The 22,239-nt window shown below is 40.1% G+C and carries 18 protein-coding genes; 8 read left to right on the top strand and 10 right to left on the bottom strand.

The features are described from left to right. Positions 1 to 316 precede the first annotated feature (316 nt). From prfH to ACTH6U_RS20570, 6 genes are all read right to left on the bottom strand, one after another. Positions 317 to 928: a peptide chain release factor H gene (gene prfH, locus ACTH6U_RS20595; RefSeq protein ID WP_441833040.1), complete on the bottom strand. Its 612-nt coding sequence runs from the start codon at positions 926 to 928 to the stop codon at positions 317 to 319. Next, positions 928 to 2,061 carry an RNA ligase RtcB family protein gene (locus tag ACTH6U_RS20590; RefSeq protein ID WP_441833039.1) on the bottom strand — a complete coding sequence of 378 codons (1,134 nt, stop codon included), beginning with the start codon at positions 2,059 to 2,061 and terminating at the stop codon, positions 928 to 930. The genes prfH and ACTH6U_RS20590 overlap by 1 nt, the downstream gene beginning before the upstream one ends. 694 nt (positions 2,062 to 2,755) lie before the next feature. Next, the gene (locus ACTH6U_RS20585) at positions 2,756 to 4,474 is read right to left on the bottom strand and encodes an amidohydrolase (protein ID WP_441833038.1); all 1,719 of its coding nucleotides are present in this window, start codon (positions 4,472 to 4,474) and stop codon (positions 2,756 to 2,758) included. 141 nt (positions 4,475 to 4,615) lie between these two features. Next, on the bottom strand, positions 4,616 to 5,968 hold the full coding sequence (locus tag ACTH6U_RS20580) for an APC family permease (RefSeq protein ID WP_441833037.1): 1,353 nt from the start codon (positions 5,966 to 5,968) through the stop codon (positions 4,616 to 4,618). Positions 5,969 to 6,688: 720 nt separating this feature from the next. Then, on the bottom strand, positions 6,689 to 7,597 hold the full coding sequence (gene rarD / locus ACTH6U_RS20575; protein ID WP_294104311.1) for an EamA family transporter RarD: 909 nt from the start codon (positions 7,595 to 7,597) through the stop codon (positions 6,689 to 6,691). 160 nt (positions 7,598 to 7,757) lie between these two features. After that, positions 7,758 to 8,228 carry a thioesterase family protein gene (locus ACTH6U_RS20570; protein WP_294104310.1) on the bottom strand — a complete coding sequence of 157 codons (471 nt, stop codon included), beginning with the start codon at positions 8,226 to 8,228 and terminating at the stop codon, positions 7,758 to 7,760. 155 nt (positions 8,229 to 8,383) lie between these two features. Between ACTH6U_RS20570 and pldA the strand changes: the two genes are divergently transcribed. The 5 genes from pldA (at position 8,384) to ACTH6U_RS20545 (ending at position 14,161) form a co-directional block, all read left to right on the top strand. After that, a complete protein-coding gene (gene pldA / locus ACTH6U_RS20565) occupies positions 8,384 to 9,277 on the top strand; it encodes a phospholipase A (protein WP_434719686.1) in 894 nt (297 codons plus the stop codon). 134 nt (positions 9,278 to 9,411) lie between these two features. Then, positions 9,412 to 11,241, top strand: coding sequence for an ATP-dependent DNA helicase RecQ (gene recQ, locus ACTH6U_RS20560; protein WP_441833036.1), 1,830 nt, complete (start codon positions 9,412 to 9,414; stop codon positions 11,239 to 11,241). 16 nt (positions 11,242 to 11,257) lie between these two features. Beyond that, the gene (gene pldB, locus ACTH6U_RS20555) at positions 11,258 to 12,253 is read left to right on the top strand and encodes a lysophospholipase L2 (protein ID WP_294104306.1); all 996 of its coding nucleotides are present in this window, start codon (positions 11,258 to 11,260) and stop codon (positions 12,251 to 12,253) included. Between the two features lie 12 nt (positions 12,254 to 12,265). After that, positions 12,266 to 13,078 (top strand): sugar/pyridoxal phosphate phosphatase YigL, encoded by an 813-nt coding sequence (yigL, locus tag ACTH6U_RS20550; RefSeq protein WP_294104304.1) that lies wholly within the window; start codon positions 12,266 to 12,268, stop codon positions 13,076 to 13,078. Positions 13,079 to 13,357: 279 nt separating this feature from the next. After that, positions 13,358 to 14,161 (top strand): tetratricopeptide repeat protein, encoded by an 804-nt coding sequence (locus ACTH6U_RS20545; protein ID WP_294104302.1) that lies wholly within the window; start codon positions 13,358 to 13,360, stop codon positions 14,159 to 14,161. Between the two features lie 8 nt (positions 14,162 to 14,169). On the opposite strand, the gene ACTH6U_RS20540 is transcribed toward ACTH6U_RS20545, so the two are convergent. From ACTH6U_RS20540 to rsgA, 4 genes are all read right to left on the bottom strand, one after another. Beyond that, positions 14,170 to 14,499 (bottom strand): hypothetical protein, encoded by a 330-nt coding sequence (locus ACTH6U_RS20540; protein ID WP_441833035.1) that lies wholly within the window; start codon positions 14,497 to 14,499, stop codon positions 14,170 to 14,172. Positions 14,500 to 14,553: 54 nt separating this feature from the next. Next, positions 14,554 to 17,883, bottom strand: coding sequence for a miniconductance mechanosensitive channel MscM (mscM, locus tag ACTH6U_RS20535; protein WP_294104298.1), 3,330 nt, complete (start codon positions 17,881 to 17,883; stop codon positions 14,554 to 14,556). A gap of 34 nt (positions 17,884 to 17,917) precedes the next feature. Continuing rightward, positions 17,918 to 18,817 (bottom strand): archaetidylserine decarboxylase, encoded by a 900-nt coding sequence (gene asd, locus ACTH6U_RS20530; RefSeq protein WP_294104296.1) that lies wholly within the window; start codon positions 18,815 to 18,817, stop codon positions 17,918 to 17,920. 419 nt (positions 18,818 to 19,236) lie between these two features. Then, entirely contained in the window at positions 19,237 to 20,286 is a 1,050-nt protein-coding gene (gene rsgA, locus ACTH6U_RS20525; RefSeq protein ID WP_294104294.1) for a small ribosomal subunit biogenesis GTPase RsgA, read from the bottom strand. 236 nt (positions 20,287 to 20,522) lie between these two features. Between rsgA and orn the strand changes: the two genes are divergently transcribed. The 3 genes from orn to vapC all read left to right on the top strand — a co-directional run bounded on the left by orn (position 20,523) and on the right by vapC (position 21,925). Next, complete coding sequence (gene orn, locus ACTH6U_RS20520) at positions 20,523 to 21,065, top strand: oligoribonuclease (protein WP_294104292.1); 543 nt, start codon at positions 20,523 to 20,525, stop codon at positions 21,063 to 21,065. Positions 21,066 to 21,282: 217 nt separating this feature from the next. After that, complete coding sequence (vapB, locus tag ACTH6U_RS20515; protein WP_294104433.1) at positions 21,283 to 21,525, top strand: type II toxin-antitoxin system VapB family antitoxin; 243 nt, start codon at positions 21,283 to 21,285, stop codon at positions 21,523 to 21,525. After that, positions 21,518 to 21,925 (top strand): type II toxin-antitoxin system tRNA(fMet)-specific endonuclease VapC, encoded by a 408-nt coding sequence (gene vapC, locus ACTH6U_RS20510; RefSeq protein ID WP_294104290.1) that lies wholly within the window; start codon positions 21,518 to 21,520, stop codon positions 21,923 to 21,925. Before vapB ends, vapC begins: the two co-directional genes overlap by 8 nt. The last annotated feature ends 314 nt before the right edge of the window (positions 21,926 to 22,239 follow it).

Raw genomic sequence — 22,239 nt, 5'->3', positions numbered from 1 at the left:
TATGAGGTGATGATATCACCTCTGACTTGGTGACCAAATTAACTATGCCACTACAGATGCACTTAATAAGTTGAGTAAGAAGGAAGTTGGTGAAAGCGTATCAATAGGTTCTAATGATGCTAACTTAATACAAAATATGAATGCATTTGTATTAGATAGAAATAATTCAGTTATGGATGTCGATTATAGTTTCAAAACGCCAATATCAAACTATTCGCCAGCAGTTTGTATGACATCATTTAAATCATATTAATCTTTAAATATATCAACCTCTAAATATAAATAGGCCACCCTCTTAGCGAAGGTGGCGTTATAATTAGATTAACCGCTTAAATTGACTACCTGAAAACACAATCACTGCATTTCCTCTTTCAATCTGATAATGAGAACTGTGACGTTCTTTATCTAATGTACTCAGCTGTTGAGATTGATGCTCATTTAATTTCCACTGAATCAGCTGACGAGCTAATTTTTTATTGGCATGTTGACTGCGTTCGGATTGTACTTTGACGCTAACACCTGTTGCGATATGTTTTGCTCTTACGGCTGAACAGGTTTTATTCACATGCTGTCCTCCGGGGCCTTGCGCCTTAATAAACTCAAATTCAATTTCACTTTCCTCAATGCCTATAACTGGCGAAAAGCGCATGACTGTCATGAACCAATTTTTACGTTTATGGCGCGGGCGCAATGGGCTTTGGCATTGCCATTGAACTGTACCGCACCATAATTGTGTTAGTGCTTCGGCTTGAGAGCCATCTAATGAAACCAAAGCGGATTTTAAACCGTGCTTTGATGGAAATGACTCAAGGATATCTACATTTACTTGGCTAAGCTTTGCATCATGCAAAAAGCAAGCAAGTGCTTTTTCTACCGCAATACAGCATTCTTCAGGCCCTTGCGCGGATGAAAATTGTAATAATATCATTAGCAATCTCCACTGGTTTTATAGGTTACAATAGGCTTGAGGCGTGCAATTACTTGAATAATGCCAATATCAATCATGCTATCAATCACTGTTTCTATTGATTTATAAGATTGAGGGGCTTCTTCATAAATTAATTGCTTGTTGGCACAAATAACACGGCTACCTAGTGTAGTTCGTGACAATTGCAAAGGCGTATAACGATGAGAAAGTCGGCCTTTACATTCGGTTCGCATCCACTTGCGTCCTGCACCATGAGCCAATGAATTGAGACTAACTTCACTGGTTTTTGGCGAGACTAGGTAACTGTAGTCACCTCGAGAACCTGGGATAATGACAAATCCACGATCTGATGGTGTTGCGCCTTTGCGATGAAGCCAGCCATTGATACCATTAATGCAGCAAGATTCTACCGAGTTATGATTGATATCTAAACTTAGTTCACCTGTTGCTTTTACTTGTTGTAACATACGTAAACCAATTAGCTGTCTGTTTAATTCTGCAAAATATAACGCATCTTGATGCGCTTGAAGATAGTGTTTTGCCTCATTAGATTGCTCATCAAGGCCACTATGATTATGTTGCTCAACATGTTGACGCAAAATTGATTGCCCCAAACCTCGGGAGCCACTGTGCACCAACAGTAATAGCTGCTGCTTATTTAAACCACTTTGTGCAAATAATTCAGAGTCGACTATTTCATCAATAACCTGAAATTCTGCAAAATGATTCCCTCCACCGATAGAGCTGAGTGATGCCATAAAATCGTGATATTTCATGTGCTCAGGAACATATTCATTTAGCCAAGACAATGGCGCATGGTCAGCCATTTCAGTGAGTTGCTTCTCTAATTTATCTAAATTTAATTTAGATTTTTTAATATCCGTTTGAAATAAACTCATGCCACAGCCAATGTCATTACCGACTAACGCGGGATAAAAGCGCGAGCTAGAGAAAAATGCTGCCCCGATTGGGTAGCCACGTCCTGGGTGAAGATCTGGCATTCCAACCACTGAAACCATATCGGGTAGATTTGCGGTTGTTTGTAATTGTTGGATTGCTTTACTTTCAATCCATGTTGATTCTGTGGCGATATAACTGATGTGTTCGCTCACATAATGAAGGCTATTGCCCATATTAATTTGCTCATATCTAATTAAAAAATAAGATGAATACCTCGCCATATTTTAAATTGCACAGAGATTGGTTACGCAATAGCCTCGAGTCACATAGTCAATCTATGTTGATAGAGATGCTAGAACTTGCCATCGATAGCAAATTAAACTATTGAGGGTAGAGCGGGCAAAAATTGGGAGATAGTATAACTAACGAGAGTGACTATTTCTGGGTGTGCCCGCAAAGAGTTTGATTAGTTGTTGTCATGATGTACCTCCTTGCAGTTAATGTTTGAATTGAAAACGCAGCGGATGATAGCGAGATGTTTTTTGCTTTGCAAGCGGTATTTTAAATAAAAAATGCTAGATGGTATTTTAGTGACTTTATGAATGCAATTAAGTTAGTTTAAAAAATATTATTTTAGTATGAATAATAATGACACTAACATATTAAAATTAAATTAGTTATAAGAGGGTAATTATAATATTATTTTATGGTCTGTTAATTCAAAAAATAATTATTTAAATCAATATGGATATTGTCATGAATAACAGTAAATCGTTATCAGAAACTTATGGAGACTTTATTTCAGTTTTTGTTGATGGGGATTGGAAATATAGTCAGAGAGTTAGCTAGAATAAGGATGTAGCTGATAATGAATGATGAAGGCATTTTGGCTATGCCTTCATCAAATTAAATAGTAATTATATAAAATTATGCGATATGAACCGTTTTTCCACCAATAATAGTGCGCAAGACTTTTACATTTTCGATGTCGTCAGCAGGAATTTCAAATACATTGCGATCAAGTACGATCATGTCGGCAAATTTACCCACTTCTAATGATCCAAGAACTTCTTCACGATGCTGCGCAAAAGCAGAATCAATAGTTGCTGAGCGTAAAACTTCCGTTACTGTTAAGTCACGATCGTTATCTAATCTTGGTGCTTTTTGGCCGTTAATATCACGACCACGACGTGTTGCTGCGACTTTTAAGTCGTACCATTCATCAAAGTCATCAATTGGCCAGTCACTGCCAAAAGCGACAACAGCGCCAGCATCGATAAATTTTGCGATAGGCTCTAACTGTTCAAAGCGTTCTTCACCTAACATATTGCGCTCAAAAGCGGCAAGTTCTGGTGTTGGTGCAGCCCATTGGAAAGAAAGGCATGCAATCGTTTTTAGGCGTGCAAATCGCGCATAATCTTTAGCATCAACCAGTTCGTTATGAGCGAGCCCTGGGCGGATATCTTTTTCTGGATGCGCGATACGCATTTTTTCAATCGCATCTAAAACAATAGACACAGCACCTTCACCGACGGTATGTAAATGTGGGTCGTAGCCTGCGGCTGCAATTTTTTCCATCAGTTCATCAAGAATTTCAGCCGTGAAATATAAGTCGCCGTAATTATCTGTTTCGACCCAATTAGGCGCAATATCCGTGCCTTTATTAATGCGATAAGGCTGTAATAAAGAGGCTGTCATGGTTGGATATTGCATCACGCCATCGACAAACATTTTGATATTACGCAAGCCAATGCCAGGTTCCGGTGTCCAGTCTGCTTGATGCCATTTTTTAGCGAAAGCAACGGCGTTATCGACAGCTGCTGCAACTGAGGCGACATCGGGTGTTTCATCGGGGGTAATTTCTCGGGCAGCTTGGAAACGGATAGTGAGGTCTCCACGCTGCTGTAGCTGTGCAAACGCATCAAGTTGCTGCTCAGAAACTCGAGCATCCATCACCATAGTGACACCTTGTTGGTTTAATACCTTTTGAACTAACTCTGCGACTTCAACAGTTTGATCATCACGAATAGTTGCAATACTATCAGCAGCACGCATCGCAGGTGCATCTTCTAAAATACCGTTAAGCTCGCCATTTTCGTATTTACCTATTTTACCATCGGGCGGTTCAGGTGTTTCTTTAGTGATACCTAAAAGTGCTAATGCGCGGCTATTAGCTAATAAAGTGTGGCAGTCATTTGAAAAGAGAACTACAGGGCGATTGGTTTTCAAGGTATCCATGTCTTCACGATACATATCAATACCCGCAGGTAACATGCCTTGACGTAACCATGCGGTAACTTTTAACCAATCATTTTCGCTGGTACGAGGGTCTTTATCGAGGTGATCTTGCACACGTTGTAGGATTTGTTCAATCGATAATGACTCATAATTTAGATGACAACCGAATAGTTGAACGCCGCCCCAAAATGGGTGCATGTGGCCATCAATAATGCCAGGCATCATCATTTTGCCATCTAAATCGATACTTTCTGTTTCTGGTCCTACATATTGGTGTAATTCACCAGAAGTCCCTGTTGCAAGGATATAGCCATCTTGCAAGGCGATTGCGTCAACAACGCTATTTTGATTGTCTGCGGTATAGATATAACCGTTGAAATAAATGACATCAGCAATTTTGTTATTCATGGTAAACCGTCTGTATCAGGGGCTCTTTGGGAGGAGCCTATGCGAAAAAAGCAACGGGGAAGGCTAAGCTTCCCCATTGTTAGGCGTTATAGGTAATTGTTCGTTGTAGGTAATTATCTATAGCATTCAGTGTCGATATAATTAATTAATAATCATATCGGTTTCATCGTCAGAAATAGCAGGAGGACGACGAGTAAAGCCATGGGTTAACAGTGTGAGATAAACTGCACCTGCTGCTAGCCACCATAATCCAACTTTGAAGGCTTCTGCATCAAGGCTTGTCCACAGCCAAAGGGTTAAAACAACACCAATGGATGGCATGATAAGACAGGTGAAAATTTTTGTATTATCGAGAGGTGCTTTACGATCAATATAAAAATGTTTAATTACTGATAAGTTCACAAAGGTGAACGCAATGAGCGCCCCGAAACTTATCATTGATGCCACCATGCTCAGAGATAAAACGAGCGAAAGTAGTGAAGCAATTGCTACAAAAATGATTGAATACACAGGGGTATTTAATTTCGGATGCAAATATGCAAACACTGAACGTGGTAATACACCTTCGCGGCCCATTGCATAGAAAATACGTACAATACTAGCTTGTGATGTCATGGCAGAGGCAAATACACCAATTACATAGGCGGTAATAAAGCTAGATGCCATCATCGCGCCACCAACTTGCTTCATTACGGCAAGGCTGGCTACATCTGTATTTGGAATGAAATCTTGCCACACTGGATAAATGAGGTGTGCGCCATAAGAAATGGTCACAAACAAAGTTCCAGCAATAAAGACAGTATATAAAATTGCTTTTGGCAGAGCACGGCGTGCATCTTTAGTTTCTTCGGCCATGGTTGAAATGGCATCAAAGCCTAAGAAAGCTAAACATAATACAGCAGCACCAGCAAATAAGCCGGGTACTTGGTCTGCCATCACGGTAACTGGGGCGAGTAGCGCCTGGGTGTCTAATACAAATGAGGTTTTAAAGCTCAGATATAAAAAGACAGCAATAAACACAAATTGCATCATTATGATCAACATATTCATTGAGGATACTAATTTAATACCCAAAATATTCATAATGCTGACAAGTGTAATGGTGCTGCAAATAATCACATACATGGGAATATCAGGAAAGGCTTCGTGAACGAAGATTCCGATAGCGATGTAGTTGATAATAGGCAGGAATAAGTAATCGAGCAGTTGTGCCCAACCCACTAAAAATCCGAGTGTGCCGCCAAATGTTTTTTGCACATATGAGTAAGCAGACCCTGAAAGAGGGAGTGCGCTGGTCATGCGGCAATAGCTCATGGCAGTAAAAAAGACGGCAGCAAGTGTAATTAAATAAGCGATAGGCAGGTGCCCTTCACTTAATACTGTGACTTGGCCATAGGTGGTAAAAATTCCGAGCGGCACCATATAAGCGAGCCCGAAAAATACTAACGCAGGTGTGGTCAGTACACGTTTCATATGAACGGTATTCTGTTGCATTTTGAAGCCCTTCCCAAAAGCCCTTCACAACGTCACTCTTTCTGAAGATACAGAAAAAATGAACCTAAAATGCAGCCGTATAACTGTGTTTTTATAACTTCAGCTATAGCACTACACTATTTTTTTATTTAAAACTTAACGCGTTATATTCAATTTCAGAAAACCTCGCACCAGGACATAATAAAAATGTCATCGTGCGCACTTTAATGAAACGTCAGTAATGAATCGGACCATCACTATCCGCTGGGGTGAATACAAGCGGCGTACAATATAGTTATCAACTCCCGATTAAGCAATCATTAATTAAAGAAAATAAATATCCTCTTTTATTTCAAAGAGTTGATTTATACAGGTGTGAGATAATTGATGAGGATTTAAGATAAGTTTAATCATAATGATTTTACAAAGAAAATCAAGTGTTTTAATTTAATGTAAAATATTGATTTTATTGTATTTTAAACGATTTTTTTGTTTGAGGTGAATGGTGAAATAAGTTGTTAGTGAATATAGTAAGAAATATTCAATTTAATTAAGCTATTTTCTTGATGAGTTTTGTTTAAATAAAACTAAACAGAAATTAAATATTAAGTCATTTATATTATTTATATAAAATAAATTTATTAATTTGGTCTCATAAAATGGAACACTGACTATATTGTCAATTGGCAATAATAATCAGTGTTTTGGTTAAAGCCATTTAATCAGGTGTTAATTCTGATATTAAGCGATAGTATTTGTTTTTTTTCTAAGTTTTTGTTGAGTATATAATGCATCTAATGTAAATAAAATTAATGCAACCCAAATAAAACCAAAGGTGATAAGTAGTTCTGGTGTCATGACTTCATCATACATAAAGACCGCAAGTAAGAACATAATACTGGGGCCCATATACTGGAAAAAGCCAAGCGTGGATAAGCGTAAATGGTTTGCAGCTTCAGTAAATAGTAATAAAGGAATGGTGGTGATAACACCGGCCGCAATAAGGAGTACATTTAGATGCCAATCATTCATGGCCATATTACTTGTCGGGCTATCAGCAAAAAAGAGTAAGAAAATAACACCAACAGGCAACAACCATAGGGTTTCAAATGTCATCCCTATTTGTGCATCAACACCTAATTTTTTACGTAAGAGACCATAAGTTGCGAAGGTAACCGCAAGGCTTAAACCAATGACAGGCACTGAGCCAAACTGCCATAATTGGATTAAAACGCCTGTCAATGCAAGTCCAACCGCTATCCATTGCATTCGGCGAAAGCGTTCTTGCAAAAATAGCATACCGAATAATACGTTAATGAGCGGGTTAATAAAATAACCAAGACTGGCTTGTAGCATATGGCCGTTATTAACGGCCCAAATATAAATGAGCCAATTTGATGCAATCGTGACCGCCGTTACGCCTAATATTAATATTTTTTTAGGGTGTTTTAGCACTTGGCGCATATAGCTCCAATGCCGAGTTGCAGTTAATAGAATGAGCATAAAGAAAAATGACCAGATAATACGGTGAGTCAGGATCTCTTCTGCGGGGACTTCTTTAATCGTTTTAAAATAAATAGGCGCGACACCCCAAATAAAATAGGCGCCCAAGGCACATAATACGCCTTTGGTAGTATTTTGCTGGCTCATTGTTGGCTCTGAAATTGAATTAATGACTAAGGAAAATCGAATTTTAGATATCGAGCCGACTCATTTATTGGCTCGATCTGGACTTGCTCTAATGTGACATTGCTCAGGTTTTTTTACAAGTTATTAGTTTACTAGGTAACTAATTTTTTACAGAAATATATTATCCAATAAGGTAGGTCGCGGTGGCAGTTGCAATGTGTTGGTTGCGCTCGTTATGTAATTCACATCGGGTTACGGCGATTTTATTGCCATCACGCAAAAGGCTGGCACTGGCGGTAAATATTTCACCGCGCCCGGGGCGTAAGTAATCAACACGTAGGTCAATGGTGCCCATACGAGACATTTTATCGACAATTTCTTGATGAACTAATGGGTTAATACGTTGAAGCATACGGTTGATGCATACCATGCCACCGGCGACATCAAGTATTGAGGCAATGACACCACCATGAAGAATATTTTGAGTAAAATTACCGATTAATTCAGGGCGATTTTCAACGGTTAATTGCACAAAATCGTCACTCATATTAGCCAGTTTTATCCCTAATAATTGATTGAAAGGCATTTTATAGATAAAAGCATTACTCATGAGCTCACTGGCTTCTTCAAAAGTGTAAGTACGATCATTCATCATCTTCATCCTTTTAAAAATATGTGAATTATAAGTTATCATTATGTTTGATCGGTGTCTCTAACAAACAAATGAATAATCTTTCAACAGCTATTGAGTTTTGTGTGTAAAATAAGACAAAGTTTTTTTGACATTGTTAAATATAGGAATGACTGATGCGTGCTTTACCGATGTTATTGAGTGCTGTGCTCAGTTTTTGGTCTGTATCACTATTTGCTACTGAAAATACGGATGTGCAACCAAAACAGGATGTAACGGATAATTCGCCGATTCGAGGTAGTATCATTTCTGGGCTACTTCAAAATTATGATAATCCTTTTGTGCTATATCCTTATGAGTCAAATTACATTATTTATACCTACACTTCTTCAATGAATAAAAAGGCTATCTCAAGCTATGACTGGGCTCATGACGCGCTAAATGATGAAGTGAAATTTCAATTAAGTCTTGCTTTCCCGCTTTGGGCTGGGATTGCAGGGGATGATTCTATTTTAGCGGTATCTTATACTCAACGCTCTTGGTGGCAACTCAGTAATAAGAAAGAGTCTTCACCTTTTCGTGAAACCAACTATGAGCCACAGGTTTTTGTTGGCTGGCTAACTGACTATCAGTTAGGTGGCTGGACAGTGCGTGAATTTGAAACAGGTTTTAACCATGAATCGAACGGACGCTCTGATCCAACGTCACGCAGTTGGAACCGTGTGTATGCACGCGCTATGGCGCAAAATGGTAATTGGCAAGTCGACCTTAAACCTTGGTATCGGATTCATGAAAGTGAAGGTAGTGATGATAATCGCGATATCACCAAGTATATGGGGTATTACCGTTTAAAAGTGGGTTATGCACTGGGTGACAGTGTGGTAACTGCTACCGGACGTTATAATTGGAATAGTGGTTATGGTGGCGCTGAATTAGGCTGGAGCTATCCAATTAGTCAACACGTCAGATTATATACTCAGCTATTTAGTGGATATGGCGAGTCGATGATAGACTATAACTACCGTCAGACACGTTTCGGTATTGGAGTCATGTTAAACGACATGCTGTAACCCGCCGCAAATTTTATTTGCTAGCAGACATCTCCTGCGTTTCAAGATAGTATCTTGATAGGTTGTAAGGTTTGCTAGCCAAGACTTAGCTGCTCTAAATAGGCAGCTATTTGTTTTAGATATTAAGGAAGCTTGTGTCCACCGCTTGTATCATTGACCAATTATCATTGGCTGAAAATGTGCTTAATAGTACTTTCGGCTACCAGTCGTTTCGTCCAGGACAAGATGCTGTCATTGGAGCGATTATTGATAACCGTGATTGCTTGGTTTTAATGCCAACCGGTGGAGGAAAATCCCTCTGTTACCAAGTGCCTGCGTTGGTCAAAGATGGTGTAACTTTAGTTGTTTCGCCACTTATTTCATTAATGAAAGACCAAGTCGATCAATTACGATTGCATGGTGTGAATGCTGCGTGTTTGAATTCCTCGCAAACTTCACAAGAACAGCGCCAAATTATGGAGTTGTGTGGGCAAGGGGAGATAAAGCTTCTGTATGTTGCCCCTGAACGATTATTGACGGACTATTTTTTAAGTCAGTTAGCTAATTGGAATATCACTTTATTGGCGGTTGATGAGGCGCACTGCATCTCTCAGTGGGGACATGATTTTCGTCCTGAATATCGTTCATTAGGTCAATTGCGACAATCTTTACCTAACGTACCTGTGATGGCGCTAACCGCGACAGCAGATGAAACCACTCGTGCCGATATTATTCGTCTATTAGCATTGCAAGACCCGTTAGTGCACGTCAGTAGTTTTGATCGGCCAAATATTCGTTACACTCTCGTTGAGAAATATAAGCCATTAGACCAATTGTGGTTTTTTATTAAAGCCCAGAAAGGTAAATCTGGTATTGTTTATTGCAATAGCCGGAGCAAGGTTGAAGAAACCGCAGAGCGACTACAAAAACGCGGTTTAAGTGTTGGGGCTTATCATGCAGGATTAGATAGTCAGCAGCGCGAGTGGGTACAAGATGCTTTTTTAAAAGATAATCTGCAAATTGTCGTCGCAACTGTTGCTTTTGGTATGGGCATTAACAAGTCTAATGTACGTTTTGTGGCGCATTTTGATATTCCTCGTAATATCGAAGCGTATTATCAAGAAACGGGGCGAGCAGGGCGTGATGGTGTGGAAGCAGAAGCTATTTTGTTCTATGACCCTGCGGATATGGCATGGCTTCGTCGCTGTTTAGAAGAAAAACCTGCTGGAATGCAGCAAGATATTGAACGTCATAAACTCAATGCTATCGCCGCATTTGCGGAAGCACAAACTTGCCGCCGTCTGGTATTACTGAATTATTTTGGTGAAAATCGACAGAAACCATGTGGTAACTGCGATATTTGTTTAGACCCACCGAAACAGTATGATGGGTTAGTTGATGCTCAAAAGGCACTTTCTTGTATTTATCGTGTCGGCCAGCGCTTTGGTATTGGTTATATTGTCGAAATCTTACGAGGCGCAAATAATCAGCGTATCCGTGATTTCGCTCACGATAAGCTCCCTGTCTATGGTATTGGGAAAGAGCAAAGTAATGAGCATTGGGTGAGTGTGATCCGCCAGCTTATCCATATGGGAATGATTTCCCAAAATATTACCCATTTTTCTGCCTTACAGCTTACGGAAGCGGCAAGGCCAATATTACGAGGCGAGCTACCGTTGCAACTTGCTGTTCCTCGTGTGCTTGTGACGAAAAGTCGTAATCAGCAGAGCAAAGTTTACCGTGGCAATTATGATAAGAAACTTTTTGCTAAGCTACGTAAATTGCGTAAATCGATTGCTGATGAAAGTAATATGCCGCCATTTGTTGTTTTTAATGATGCAACATTAATTGAGATGTCTGAGCATTGCCCAACAACATCCGTTGAATTGTTACTAATTAATGGGGTGGGTGAACGAAAATTAGAGCGTTTCGGTGAGGCTTTTATGGCTCTTATCCGAGATCATCTTGAAGGCTATGATGAATAAATAAAGGATAGACTTGATGACCCCAAAAAGCCTAAAAGCAAGTTGGTTAAACCGAGAATCTCAATTTTCTGCCTTTACCAACGGCCCGCTTTTAGATTTTTGGCAGCTTCGTGAAGAAGCGACATTCCTCGGTGTCGATGATATCCCTATTCACTATGTTCGTTTTATTCGTTCTAAACACAATAAAGCAATTGTAATTTCTCCCGGCCGTAGTGAAAGTTATGTGAAATATCCTGAAATAGCCTATGATTTTTACCATTTGGGTTTCGATGTTTTTATCCTCGACCACCGTGGTCAAGGGCGCTCAGGGCGTATGCTTTCAGATCCTCAAAAAGGTCATGTTGAAAAATTTACCGATTATATTGATGACTTTGCTCAGTTTATTGAATTAGAAGTAAAATGTAGGCATTATCCTAAATGTTATGCCCTTGGCCATTCCATGGGCAGCGCGATCCTTGCTGGATATTTATTGCGTGATAGCGTGACTTTTGATGCGGCAGCACTGTGTGCGCCGATGATCGGCATTAATTTACCAATGCCACGTTGGTTAGCGAGTTTTATCGTTGATAGAGCAGAGTCTCGCCAAAGTGTACGCAATGACTATGCGGCTTCGACAGGTAAATGGCAGCCTTTACCCTATTTGATTAACGTGCTTACACATAGTCAAGAGCGTTATCGTCGTTACCTGCGTTATTATGCAGATTACCCCGAATTACGTCTCGGTGGCCCTACATACCACTGGTTACGAGAAAGTTTTGTGATTAGCGATGAGCTTATTGCGAAAGCGGGAGAGATAGATGTACCACTGATGGTGTTAGAAGCCAGTGAAGAAAAAGTGGTTAGTAATCGAGAGCTACAGGCTTTTTGTCAAAGTCGGCAAAAAGCGCAAACAGGAAGAGAAGAAAAATTACCCCTCATAATTGAAGGGGCTCACCATGAAATCCTGTTTGAAGTCGATGCATTGAGAGCGATGGCTTTGAATGCAATTTGTGATTTTTTTGAACAGTATTAGCTAGGAAAAAGTATGAAATATCCTGTTGTTGCTTCCGATTTGGACGGTACCCTTTTATCCCCCAATCACGATTTAACGCCTTATACGAAAGAAACGCTAAAACAATTAGTGACAACTCAAGGTGTCCGTTTTGTGTTTGCGACTGGACGTCATCATATTGATGTTGGCCAGATCCGAGACGGATTAGGCATAGATGCTTACATGATCACCTCGAATGGTGCTCGAATTCATGATGCCAACGGAAATTTAGTTTTTGAACATAATGTTGAGCCACAAATTGCCCATGAACTTTGCTTGATGGAGTTTGATAATCCTGAGCTTATTACCAATTACTATCATGGGGATGTTTGGTTTATCAATCGAGAAAGCCCTGAACAAAAAGAGTTTTTTAAAGAGTCAGTGTTTAATTATCAGTTATTTGATAGACATAACTTTCCAACCGCTGAAGTGTGCAAAGTTTACTACACCAGTGAAGATCATGAGATGCTGGTTGATTTGCAGCAACGTATCCAGAAACGTTGGCAAGATAAAGTCAATGTGACTTTCTCTTTACGTAATTGTCTTGAAGTGATGGCGGGGGCGGTTTCTAAAGGTGAAGCCTTAAAACAAGTTGCTGAGCTTCATGGTTATATGACCAATGATTGCATCGCTTTTGGTGATGGCATGAATGATAAAGAGATGCTAGCAATGGCAGGTAAAGGCTGCATTATGCAAAATGCGCATCAATTACTAAAAGATTCGTTACCTCAGATGGAAATTATTGGTTCAAATGAGGATGATGCGGTAGCTCGTTATTTAAGAAATGAATATTTGATCAAGTCATAGTCGTTATTTGAATGCTTTTCTGATTAGAGCCAGATAGGATTTAAATAACTATCTGGCTTTTTTATTGGTTCAACAAATCAATGTCGGCAATGAAAGTCTGGTTAATGAAAATAAAATTCAGTTTATGCAAATAAAGTGCAATTAACAGTAATAAAGTCATTTTTCCTATTCTTTATATTGCAAAGCAAGTTTAAGCTAGATGATATTCAGGATTGGCCGATAATACTGAATATTAGGGAGTTGTTCGTGGGTATATTGTACTGTTGAGGGTTTTTTAGGATGAAGAAAATTGCGTTAGCGCTTTTGTTGGGATCTGTTTGTTTTAGTTCTGTATTACTTGCTACACCTGCCGCAATACCAGCAACCTCTGGATCAGCGAAACAGCCGACAATAGAACAAATTAAGCAGTCAGCCGAAAATGGTGATTCTGCAGCGCAATTCTTGCTTGGTGAACTTTATTTTAAAGGTAGTGGTGTTTCTCAAGACTCTAGTATGGCAGCACAATGGTTTATTAAAGCTGGGGATCAGGGGAATTCAGATGCTCAGTTCAGGTTAGGTACAATGTATGTGAATGGTTTCGGTGTGCGCCGTGATTATGATAAAGCCATGCTGTGGTATGAACAAGCGGCCCAAAAGGGGGATACTCGCGCAGAAACTAATATGGCGATGATGTATGCCCAAGGTCTGGGTGTGGCTCAAGATGTAAAAAAAGCGGCTTTTTGGTTCAGAAAAGCGGCTCAAGGTGGAAATGTTATCGCTCAGTTTAACATTGGACAAATGTATTCTGTGGGTAGCGGCGTGGATGTTGACCACGAAAAAGCGGTATTTTGGTTTAGAAAAGCCGCCAAGCAGCGTGATGCTAAATCACAAGACCGGCTTGGTGTTATGTATTCAGAAGGTAAAGGTGTGAGTAAAAGCCTTCGCCAGGCGTATGCATGGCTCGCGACGGCGGTTTATAGTGGTAATAAAGAAAGTCATAAGCTGCAAGACAAAATCGCCGCACAGCTCGATGAAGAAGAATTACAGCAAGCGAAGCAATTAGCGGATAATTATATTAAAACCTATGGTTTCACACAAAGCTAAGTAACTCGTTAGTGGGATATCGCTTGGTATCCCACCATAATAATGATTGATAACACCAAATAGCCCCAGCAAAATCGGTAGAAACGATTATATCCCCATCCTCGGCGTACCTTTAACTGCATTTCTTTAGACGAAAGCTTTCTCAACAATAAGCGATACACGACAAGATACAATAAGCTAAAACCTTGCCATAGATACAAGGTATTAAACGCAAATGTTTTTCCAACAATTAATAAGATAACTAATGGGATCAAAAAAAAGAGAATGGAGCCAATGCACTCTATTTGCGCTACTTTAAGCTTAATTGACTCATCTTGCGAACTTGAAGTTTGGGTCATGCCATGGCCTTGAAAGAAAAACGAGGGACTAAAGGTACTTAGTCCCTACAAGTATTAGAGTTCTCCAGATTTACGTGCTGGGTTACGTCCAGTCGCACTTTGTAGCGTATTATCGCGGACATCCACTCGAGCTTGGAACGGTGGGAATGGTAACGGGATGCCTTGTTCTGCGAAGGCTGCCAAGATATTTTGGTGCACTTCATGACGTGCAGGCATACGATGTCCCATTTCAGCGGCATAGATACGTAATTCGAAAATCTGAATACCTTGTTGTAAATCAACAAGATAAACCTCAGGGTTTGGTGTTTCTAAAATCATTGTCGAGCGCTCTGCGGCTCTTAATATAGTATTGGTGACGAGCTCACTATTGGTGTCGGCAGGTGCCGGTATTGTCATGACGATACGAGTGATAGTGTCTGATAGTGACCAGTTAATAAACTGCTCAGTAATAAATGCTTTATTTGGAACGATAATTTCTTTTCTATCCCAGTCTGTTAGCGTTGTCGCACGAGTATTAATCTTAGTGATATTACCGGTTAAATTACGAATGGTAACGGTGTCGCCAATACGAATAGGCTTTTCAAACAAAATCATTAAACCTGAGATAATATTGGCAAAGATTTCTTGTAACCCGAAACCTAACCCAACCCCCATTGCGGCGACTAACCATTGTAATTTTGACCAATCAATCCCGAGCATTGAAAAGCCAACAATAGTACCAATGATGGTAATAGTATATTTGGTCAAGGTACTGATGGCGTAGCCCGTACCTGGCGTTAAATCTAAATGTTGTAACACCGCGAGCTCAAGTAGCGCAGGGAGATTTCGTACCAGTTGAGCTGTTACGATAATCGCCAATATGGCAATGAAAATTGATCCCATGGTGATTGCTTGGATGGTGTCTACACCATTGATTGTGGAGGTTACATCCCACAGACGAATGTTTTCAAGGAATGAGAATGCGGTATGCAGTTCAGACCACAGCCAAATCAGCGAAACCAATGCAATCATCGTCAAAATTGAGCGAACTAGACCTACTGACTGAGTGCTAATCGCATCAAGGTCAATGAGTTGTTCTTCGATATCAATATTACTTTCGTTACTAGCATTAGGGTGTTGGCTGTCATCTTCCCCTTTTGCTCGTTGGGCTAACATTTCGGCACGACGCTGTTTTGCACGCTCGAAAGCAAGTTTACGGCGCTGCATTGACATCCAGCGACGAATAGTATGATAAATAATCAGTATTACAAACCAGATAGCGACAGAGGTTTCTAGTCGAGCAAGCAGGGCTTGAGAGGTTGAGAAATAGCCCAATACTGAGAAAAATGCAGCTACGACTGGCGCAAGAAATATCATTAACCATAGCGCTTTATTAACGATATTTTCCCCTGATCCGTGCCTATCAAGGTAAAGCGGAATTTGTGAGCGTCGTAGATTGTTGGTGATTAAGCTTAACGCGACACACAGTAGTAAAAAGCAGAAGCGGCCAATTGTTGCGGCAAATTCTCTTTCGCTATAGTGTTCAAAGGTAATCAGTGCCATCACTAATGGGACGATAACAAAAATAGCTAAACGGTAGTGACGCATAGCGCGTTTGACCGCGTCTTTGTCCCAACCAAAGTGAGCAATAAATAAACCTGTCGGGCGAGAGAAAGTCTCACTGATCATAAATAGCCACAATACTGGAGTGGTGGCACTAACACCATAACCAATCGCGGCTGCCATAGGGAATTGCCAAGCACTTTGTAGCCCATAACCGATGGCAGACCACATCATCGGTAACGGCAATGCCACTATGATTGACCAAAAAATGGTGCGGATTGTGAGATAAAAACGATCTTGCGTGACTTTACCAATACGTAGGCTAGAACGGTCTAGAAACGCTTGATAATGTTTACGGGTACTGACACTAAAAATCACTAAAATAATCGACCCTAACAGATATAGAAACGAATCTTGGGTTGTTACCATGACTTTAAGTGCACCAACTAACTGAGACAAAGTGTCTAATGAAAGTAGTTGGGTAATATCTGTGACTAATAATACAGGGTATTGAATACTAACCGGTGGGACATCAGCTACCCAGAAAAGATAGCGATTTGACGCATCTTTAACTTCTTTTAATGCATCGGTTAATTGACCCGTTGCGACATTGAGTTTAGTTAGTTCAAGCATCTCAGTATCAAAGCCTGAGATAAGTGATGACAATAATTCTTTGCGTGTTTTTATGAGTGATTTAAAGACCTGAATCTGTGCCTGACTAAGCGCGTTTTCACTTTCTAGCGCAGAGACATCCAACTTAGTTAAGCGCTCAAGCATATCTTCATAATTTAAACGCTGCACCCGTAAATCCGCCATCTCACGGTCAAGCTGCTGACTTTTTGGCATATCAGGTAAACGGGAAAGCTGTGAGCGCAAGGCTTCACCCAAGGTACTTGAGCTACTTATCCACTGAGCTTGTTCTCGGATAGTGGTGAGTGCTTGGCGTGCATCTCGGATGCTATTGGATATTTCAGATTGGCTGGTGGTGATGGCGCTCATGCGCTGCGCTTGATCAGTCAATTCTTGCGACATTTTACGGTTAATGTCGATTTGTTCTTTTAAATACGGCGTTAATTCGCCTTGCTCAGCGAGCATTTCGGTATGTTCTAAGGCTAATACCGCTTTTTGTTGACGCTGTGAATTCTGATAGTCACGTAAATTTTGTAATTCAAGCTCAAGTCGCTGATAACGCTTTTTATACAGCTCCAACGTCATTCGTGAAATTTCTTGACGATTATTGGCTGATAACTGCGCCATTTCTAATTCATTGACGATGGATTTGCGAGCACTTACTTCGGCTTGAGCTAAAGTATACTGTGCCTCTGCTAGCGGAGTCGAGGGAGTATTGAGGGATTGAAAACGCGTTGTTGCATCTGTTAATTGGCGCCTCGACTCTGAAAGCTGCTGTGGCAACAAATTGAGTGATTCACTGATTTCTCGCCCTTTATCCTGCTCTTGTTGAGTGAGGCGTCCTTGGTCAAGAAGCTGGCTACTAAGCTGTATAATACGTTGTTCGAGCTCACTTAGCGTAATACCGGCAGGAATAGAGGCGGGTACATCACTTTCGTTGAGCAAATTTTGTCTGAGCGTTTTAATAATTTTAGGGAAATTATCAATCGCATCCTGATAGGATTTAGCTTTAGCATCAGCCTCATTAGCTTCACCAATCCAATTTAGCGCACCTTGTAATGCTTGTGCAATTTCTGCATCTTTTGGATTTTTACTTGATTCAAGCTGTTTGAGCTCCTGCTTTATCTGTGTCTCATCCTGCGAGGCAATTGGCGCCGCAACGGATGAGAATACGATTAACAGACTAAGAAAAAAACTGAAAATCAAACGCACAGTGAGGAGCTCCTTCAAGTAACAGAATAAATGATTATGATCCGGTGGACTCGTCAGTTTGTTTTTCATCATTCACAGACACTGCAAGTAACTCACCCATTCGGGTTGCATAGCCTGGGATCAGTGATGAATTGAAACTGATGGTATTAGGTTCAAATAAGTTAATAACGGTTGAGCCTAATTTAAAGCGTCCCATTTCGTCACCTTTTTTCAGAAAAACTGCACCTTCTGAATGCGCGGTTGGATATGTCCAACGTTTGATTACGCCTTCGCGTTGCGTATTAACACAGCCGCTCCAAACAGTCTCAATACTGCCTACAATAGTCGCACCGACTAATATTTGAATCATTGAACCTATTGGTGTTTCAAACACACAGATGAGGCGTTCGTTACGGGCAAATAAGTTAGGAACATTGGCGGCAGTTAATGGGTTAACAGAAAATAAATCCCCAGGCACATAAATCATCTCTGTTAATAAACCATCACAAGGCATATGTACGCGGTGATAGTCACTCGGTGAAAGATAAGTTGTGATAAAGTCGCCACCACGGAATTTTTCCGCTAATTGATACTGACCTGCTAATAAAGCTTCAATAGTGTAATTATGGCCTTTTGCTTGAAAAATTAGGTCATCATTAATTGGACCTAATTGGCTAACAGCACCATCAGCAGGCTGTGCGAGTTGATTGTCTAGCGCCACAATAGGACGAGCATCATCTCTTAAAGCGCGTACAAAAAAATCATTAAAAGTGGCATAAGCGGTTAACTCACTTTTTTGTGCTTCGTTCATGTTAACTTTATAGGCTTTAGCAAACAGTTTGATTGCCCACTGAGTAACAAAACCGGCATTTTTATCAGCAAACCAGCCTGCGAATTTAGTAAGTCCTTGTTTAGGAAGTATATATTGCAAACGGATTTTAATATTATCTAGCACGTTAACCTCTGATTTTTAAAGGCAAGTTAGCGAAAAGCGGCTATTGTACCTTTGATGTAGTTTGTTTCAATAACCTGAAGAATCTTTACTTTTTTCATGTCCGTCATACTTCAAATTATAGGGGTGTTGGCTATGCTCAGCTCCCTGAGTCACATACATCATGTCCGTCATACTTCGAATTATAGGGGTGTTGGCTACGCTCAGCTCCCTGAGTCACATACTAATGTATGCTCCTCAGGATATCTTCGTTTGCCGGCTACCTATAATTCGAATTATTTAGGACATTTGCTTACTTATTTATAATTCAAACTATTAAGAGCTGTTTATTTTAATCACTCAGATGATTTAGAGTGTTTTTTTATTTATCAATTGATAAATGAATGTAAGTGCACACTAACTTAAAGTAAGGCTGACTTGGGTTATTTCTCTTTACCCGTGAAATTGCCACGTGGCTTAACCTGTTCCATGCTTTCTAATATGCGATGGTAGTTTTCAAAGCGTGATTCAGCAATTTTACCTTCATCGGTGGCTTGACGTAATAAGCAGCCTGGGTCATCCAAATGCTTACAGTCACGGAATTTACAGCCACCAAGATAGTCTTTAAATTCGACAAATCCTTTGGTCACTTGTTCCGTTGTTAGGTGCCATAGGCCGAATTCACGTACACCGGGTGAGTCAATCACATCGCCACCTTGTGGGAAATGATACAGTCTCGAGGCGGTTGTTGTATGCTGTCCCAGTCCTGAATTGCCGGAAACGTCATTGACGAGTATGGTTTCATTATGAGGCAACAACGTATTGAGCAAACTAGATTTCCCTACCCCGGATTGACCCACAAATACTGAAACTTTGCCTTCTAAGGCGTTAGTAAGTACTTCCATTCCTTCATTGGTGTGACTGGATACCTCGATAACTTGATAGCCAATATCGCTATAAATCGTCATGAGATCACTCACCCATCCGCGATTCTCTTCATCTAATAAGTCTATTTTATTGAGCACAATAATGGCTTTGATACCGGTGGTTTCACAAGCGACAAGATAACGGTCGATAATGTTTAGTGAAAGTTCAGGTAAAATCGCCGAAACAACGACAATATGGTCAATATTTGCTGCAATAGGTTTCAAACCATCATAATAATCAGGGCGAGTTAGTACTGAATGCCGTTCGTGAACAGCTTCCACAACACCATTAACTTTAATATCACTTTGTGTGTTTAGCGCTGGGCGCCAAACGACTTTATCACCAGTCACTAGCGATGAAATAGTTCTACGCAAGTTACAGCGTTGAATTGTGCCATCACTGGCTTCGATGTCCGCATGTTGCCCAAAACGGCTAATCACTAAGCCTTCTTGAGCTTCACCGAGTTGGTTATCATCAATTTCAATCGTTTTTGGTTTTCTGAGTCTTTTTTGATGATTTTCTTGAACGCGGCGTTGCTGGCCTTTCGAAAGTTTTTGTTTAGCCACCTGACCTCTCTTGTACTCTTGGCTGTGGTTCGCTGATTTGAATATATCGGGTAAATAATTTGACGCGTTAAATTAAATCTGGCGCCTTAAACTAAGGTAACACACTTGTAATTCAGCACATATTAATAGGTTGCCCGCTAAAATTCGGTGAATAACGAGAAGGCAACACATCTGTAACTCGAAGTGTGAACGGTGGTATCATACCTTAACTTCATAGAATGCAGTTAGGGTATATCATGCAAAAGAATGAGAATAATTTAATTTGGATCGATTTAGAAATGACCGGCCTTGATCCTATCCGCGATCGTATTATTGAAATTGCCACTATAGTCACCGATAGCCAACTTAATATCTTAGCTGAAGGCCCTGTGATTGCAGTTCATCAAACCGATGAACAGCTAGCTTTAATGGATGAATGGAATGTGAATACCCATACGGGGAGCGGCTTAGTTGAGCGTGTTCGTAAGAGTATTATCCACGACCGTGAAGCAGAACTGGCGACGATTGAATTTCTCGAAAAATGGGTACCTAAAGGTGCATCACCGATTTGTGGTAACAGTGTAGGGCAAGATCGTCGTTTCCTGTTCAACTACATGCCGGAGTTAGAAAGTTATTTCCACTATCGATACCTTGATGTCAGTACATTGAAAGAGCTAGCACGTCGCTGGAAGCCCGAAATCTTAGCGGGATTTTCCAAAAAGAATACGCATCAAGCGCTGGATGATATTCGTGAGTCGGTTGCGGAGTTGGCTTATTACCGTGAGACCTTCATCAAATAAGTGATCTGTTTTTCACTTAAAATGCCTGGTTATTAGGGTGTTAAGTCATCATTAAATCACAGAATGACAATAATATTGGCTGCCGTCGGGTAGCCAATTTTGTTTGGATAAAACTGGTTATTAGTATGGCGAATAATTAATCGATTTGTACAATGTTGAAACAATAAAATAGATGCTATATACTTAAGCTATATAGCATTGGTTTAGGAGAGATATGATGATTCTACATAGTAAAGTTTTTATGAATAATCGTACTCAAAATGTTCGCTTGCCTGCGGAATTACGCTTTCCTGATGATGTGAAAGAGGTCATCGTGAGGGCTAAGGGTAAAGAGCGAATTATTACTCCCGTTCAAAATACTTGGGATAGCTTCTTTTTATTTGAATCCGATATAACCGATGATTTTTTATCATCACGGGTTGAGCAGGTTCCAACTCACAGAGAATCTTTTGATGATTAAGTTTTTACTTGATACAAACATCATTATTTTTACAATAAAACGTCGTCCTTCGTCACTGCTCCCTAAATTTAATCAGCATGCTAGTCAATTAGCTATTTCAGCTATTACACTTGCAGAATTAGTTTTTGGGGCAGAGAAAAGCATGAATCCAACGAAGAATCTTGCCACTGTTAATGATTTTGTTTCTAGATTGACGGTCTTGCCTTACGATGAGCTGGCTGCTTTCCATTATGGTGACATAAGAGCAAGCCTCGAGAAACAAGGGAAAAGAATTGGGGAAAATGATTTACACATTGCAGCTCATGCAAGGAGTAAAGGACTTATTGTTGTGACTAATAATACTCGAGAGTTTGAACGTGTTGAGGGGTTAAGAATTGAAGATTGGGTTCAAGAAAAATAGCGATTATTTACTTTAAGTGTATTTTTAGGCCCTAATTTTTATTGAGTTCATAAAAGTAAACAATGTTAATTGATTGAAATCAAAAGATTACAATCAGCGATGATAAAATCATCATTATGTTTAATTTGTCAGCAAACAAACAAAAAAATGAAAAATTTGCGCTGTGGGGCTTGCTAGTATCTTAATATTTCGTATAATGCGCACCCCGTACCAATGAAGTTTTTATTACTTTGTTGGGGCGATAAAACAAAAAATTGTTTGCGGGAATAGCTCAGTTGGTAGAGCACGACCTTGCCAAGGTCGGGGTCGCGAGT

Origin of the sequence: Providencia sp., assembly GCF_052096715.1 — a bacterium.
Classification (GTDB): domain Bacteria; phylum Pseudomonadota; class Gammaproteobacteria; order Enterobacterales; family Enterobacteriaceae; genus Providencia.
Note: the sequence above shows the minus strand (reverse complement) of the source record. Positions and strands in the feature narration are given on the sequence as shown.

Bases quoted from the DNA above. Each gene is read 5' to 3' on its own strand.
- vapC (WP_294104290.1), top strand. From the start codon at position 21,518: ATGATTAAGTTTTTACTTGATACAAACATCATTATTTTTACAATAAAA.
- yigL (WP_294104304.1), top strand. From the start codon at position 12,266: ATGAAATATCCTGTTGTTGCTTCCGATTTGGACGGTACCCTTTTATCC.
- ACTH6U_RS20590 (WP_441833039.1), bottom strand. From the start codon at position 2,061: ATGGGCAATAGCCTTCATTATGTGAGCGAACACATCAGTTATATCGCC.
- ACTH6U_RS20580 (WP_441833037.1), bottom strand. From the start codon at position 5,968: ATGCAACAGAATACCGTTCATATGAAACGTGTACTGACCACACCTGCG.
- vapB (WP_294104433.1), top strand. From the start codon at position 21,283: ATGATTCTACATAGTAAAGTTTTTATGAATAATCGTACTCAAAATGTT.
- ACTH6U_RS20585 (WP_441833038.1), bottom strand. From the start codon at position 4,474: ATGAATAACAAAATTGCTGATGTCATTTATTTCAACGGTTATATCTAT.
- pldB (WP_294104306.1), top strand. From the start codon at position 11,258: ATGACCCCAAAAAGCCTAAAAGCAAGTTGGTTAAACCGAGAATCTCAA.
- ACTH6U_RS20570 (WP_294104310.1), bottom strand. From the start codon at position 8,228: ATGAATGATCGTACTTACACTTTTGAAGAAGCCAGTGAGCTCATGAGT.
- ACTH6U_RS20545 (WP_294104302.1), top strand. From the start codon at position 13,358: ATGAAGAAAATTGCGTTAGCGCTTTTGTTGGGATCTGTTTGTTTTAGT.
- ACTH6U_RS20540 (WP_441833035.1), bottom strand. From the start codon at position 14,499: ATGACCCAAACTTCAAGTTCGCAAGATGAGTCAATTAAGCTTAAAGTA.
- orn (WP_294104292.1), top strand. From the start codon at position 20,523: ATGCAAAAGAATGAGAATAATTTAATTTGGATCGATTTAGAAATGACC.
- prfH (WP_441833040.1), bottom strand. From the start codon at position 928: ATGATATTATTACAATTTTCATCCGCGCAAGGGCCTGAAGAATGCTGT.
- pldA (WP_434719686.1), top strand. From the start codon at position 8,384: ATGCGTGCTTTACCGATGTTATTGAGTGCTGTGCTCAGTTTTTGGTCT.
- rarD (WP_294104311.1), bottom strand. From the start codon at position 7,597: ATGAGCCAGCAAAATACTACCAAAGGCGTATTATGTGCCTTGGGCGCC.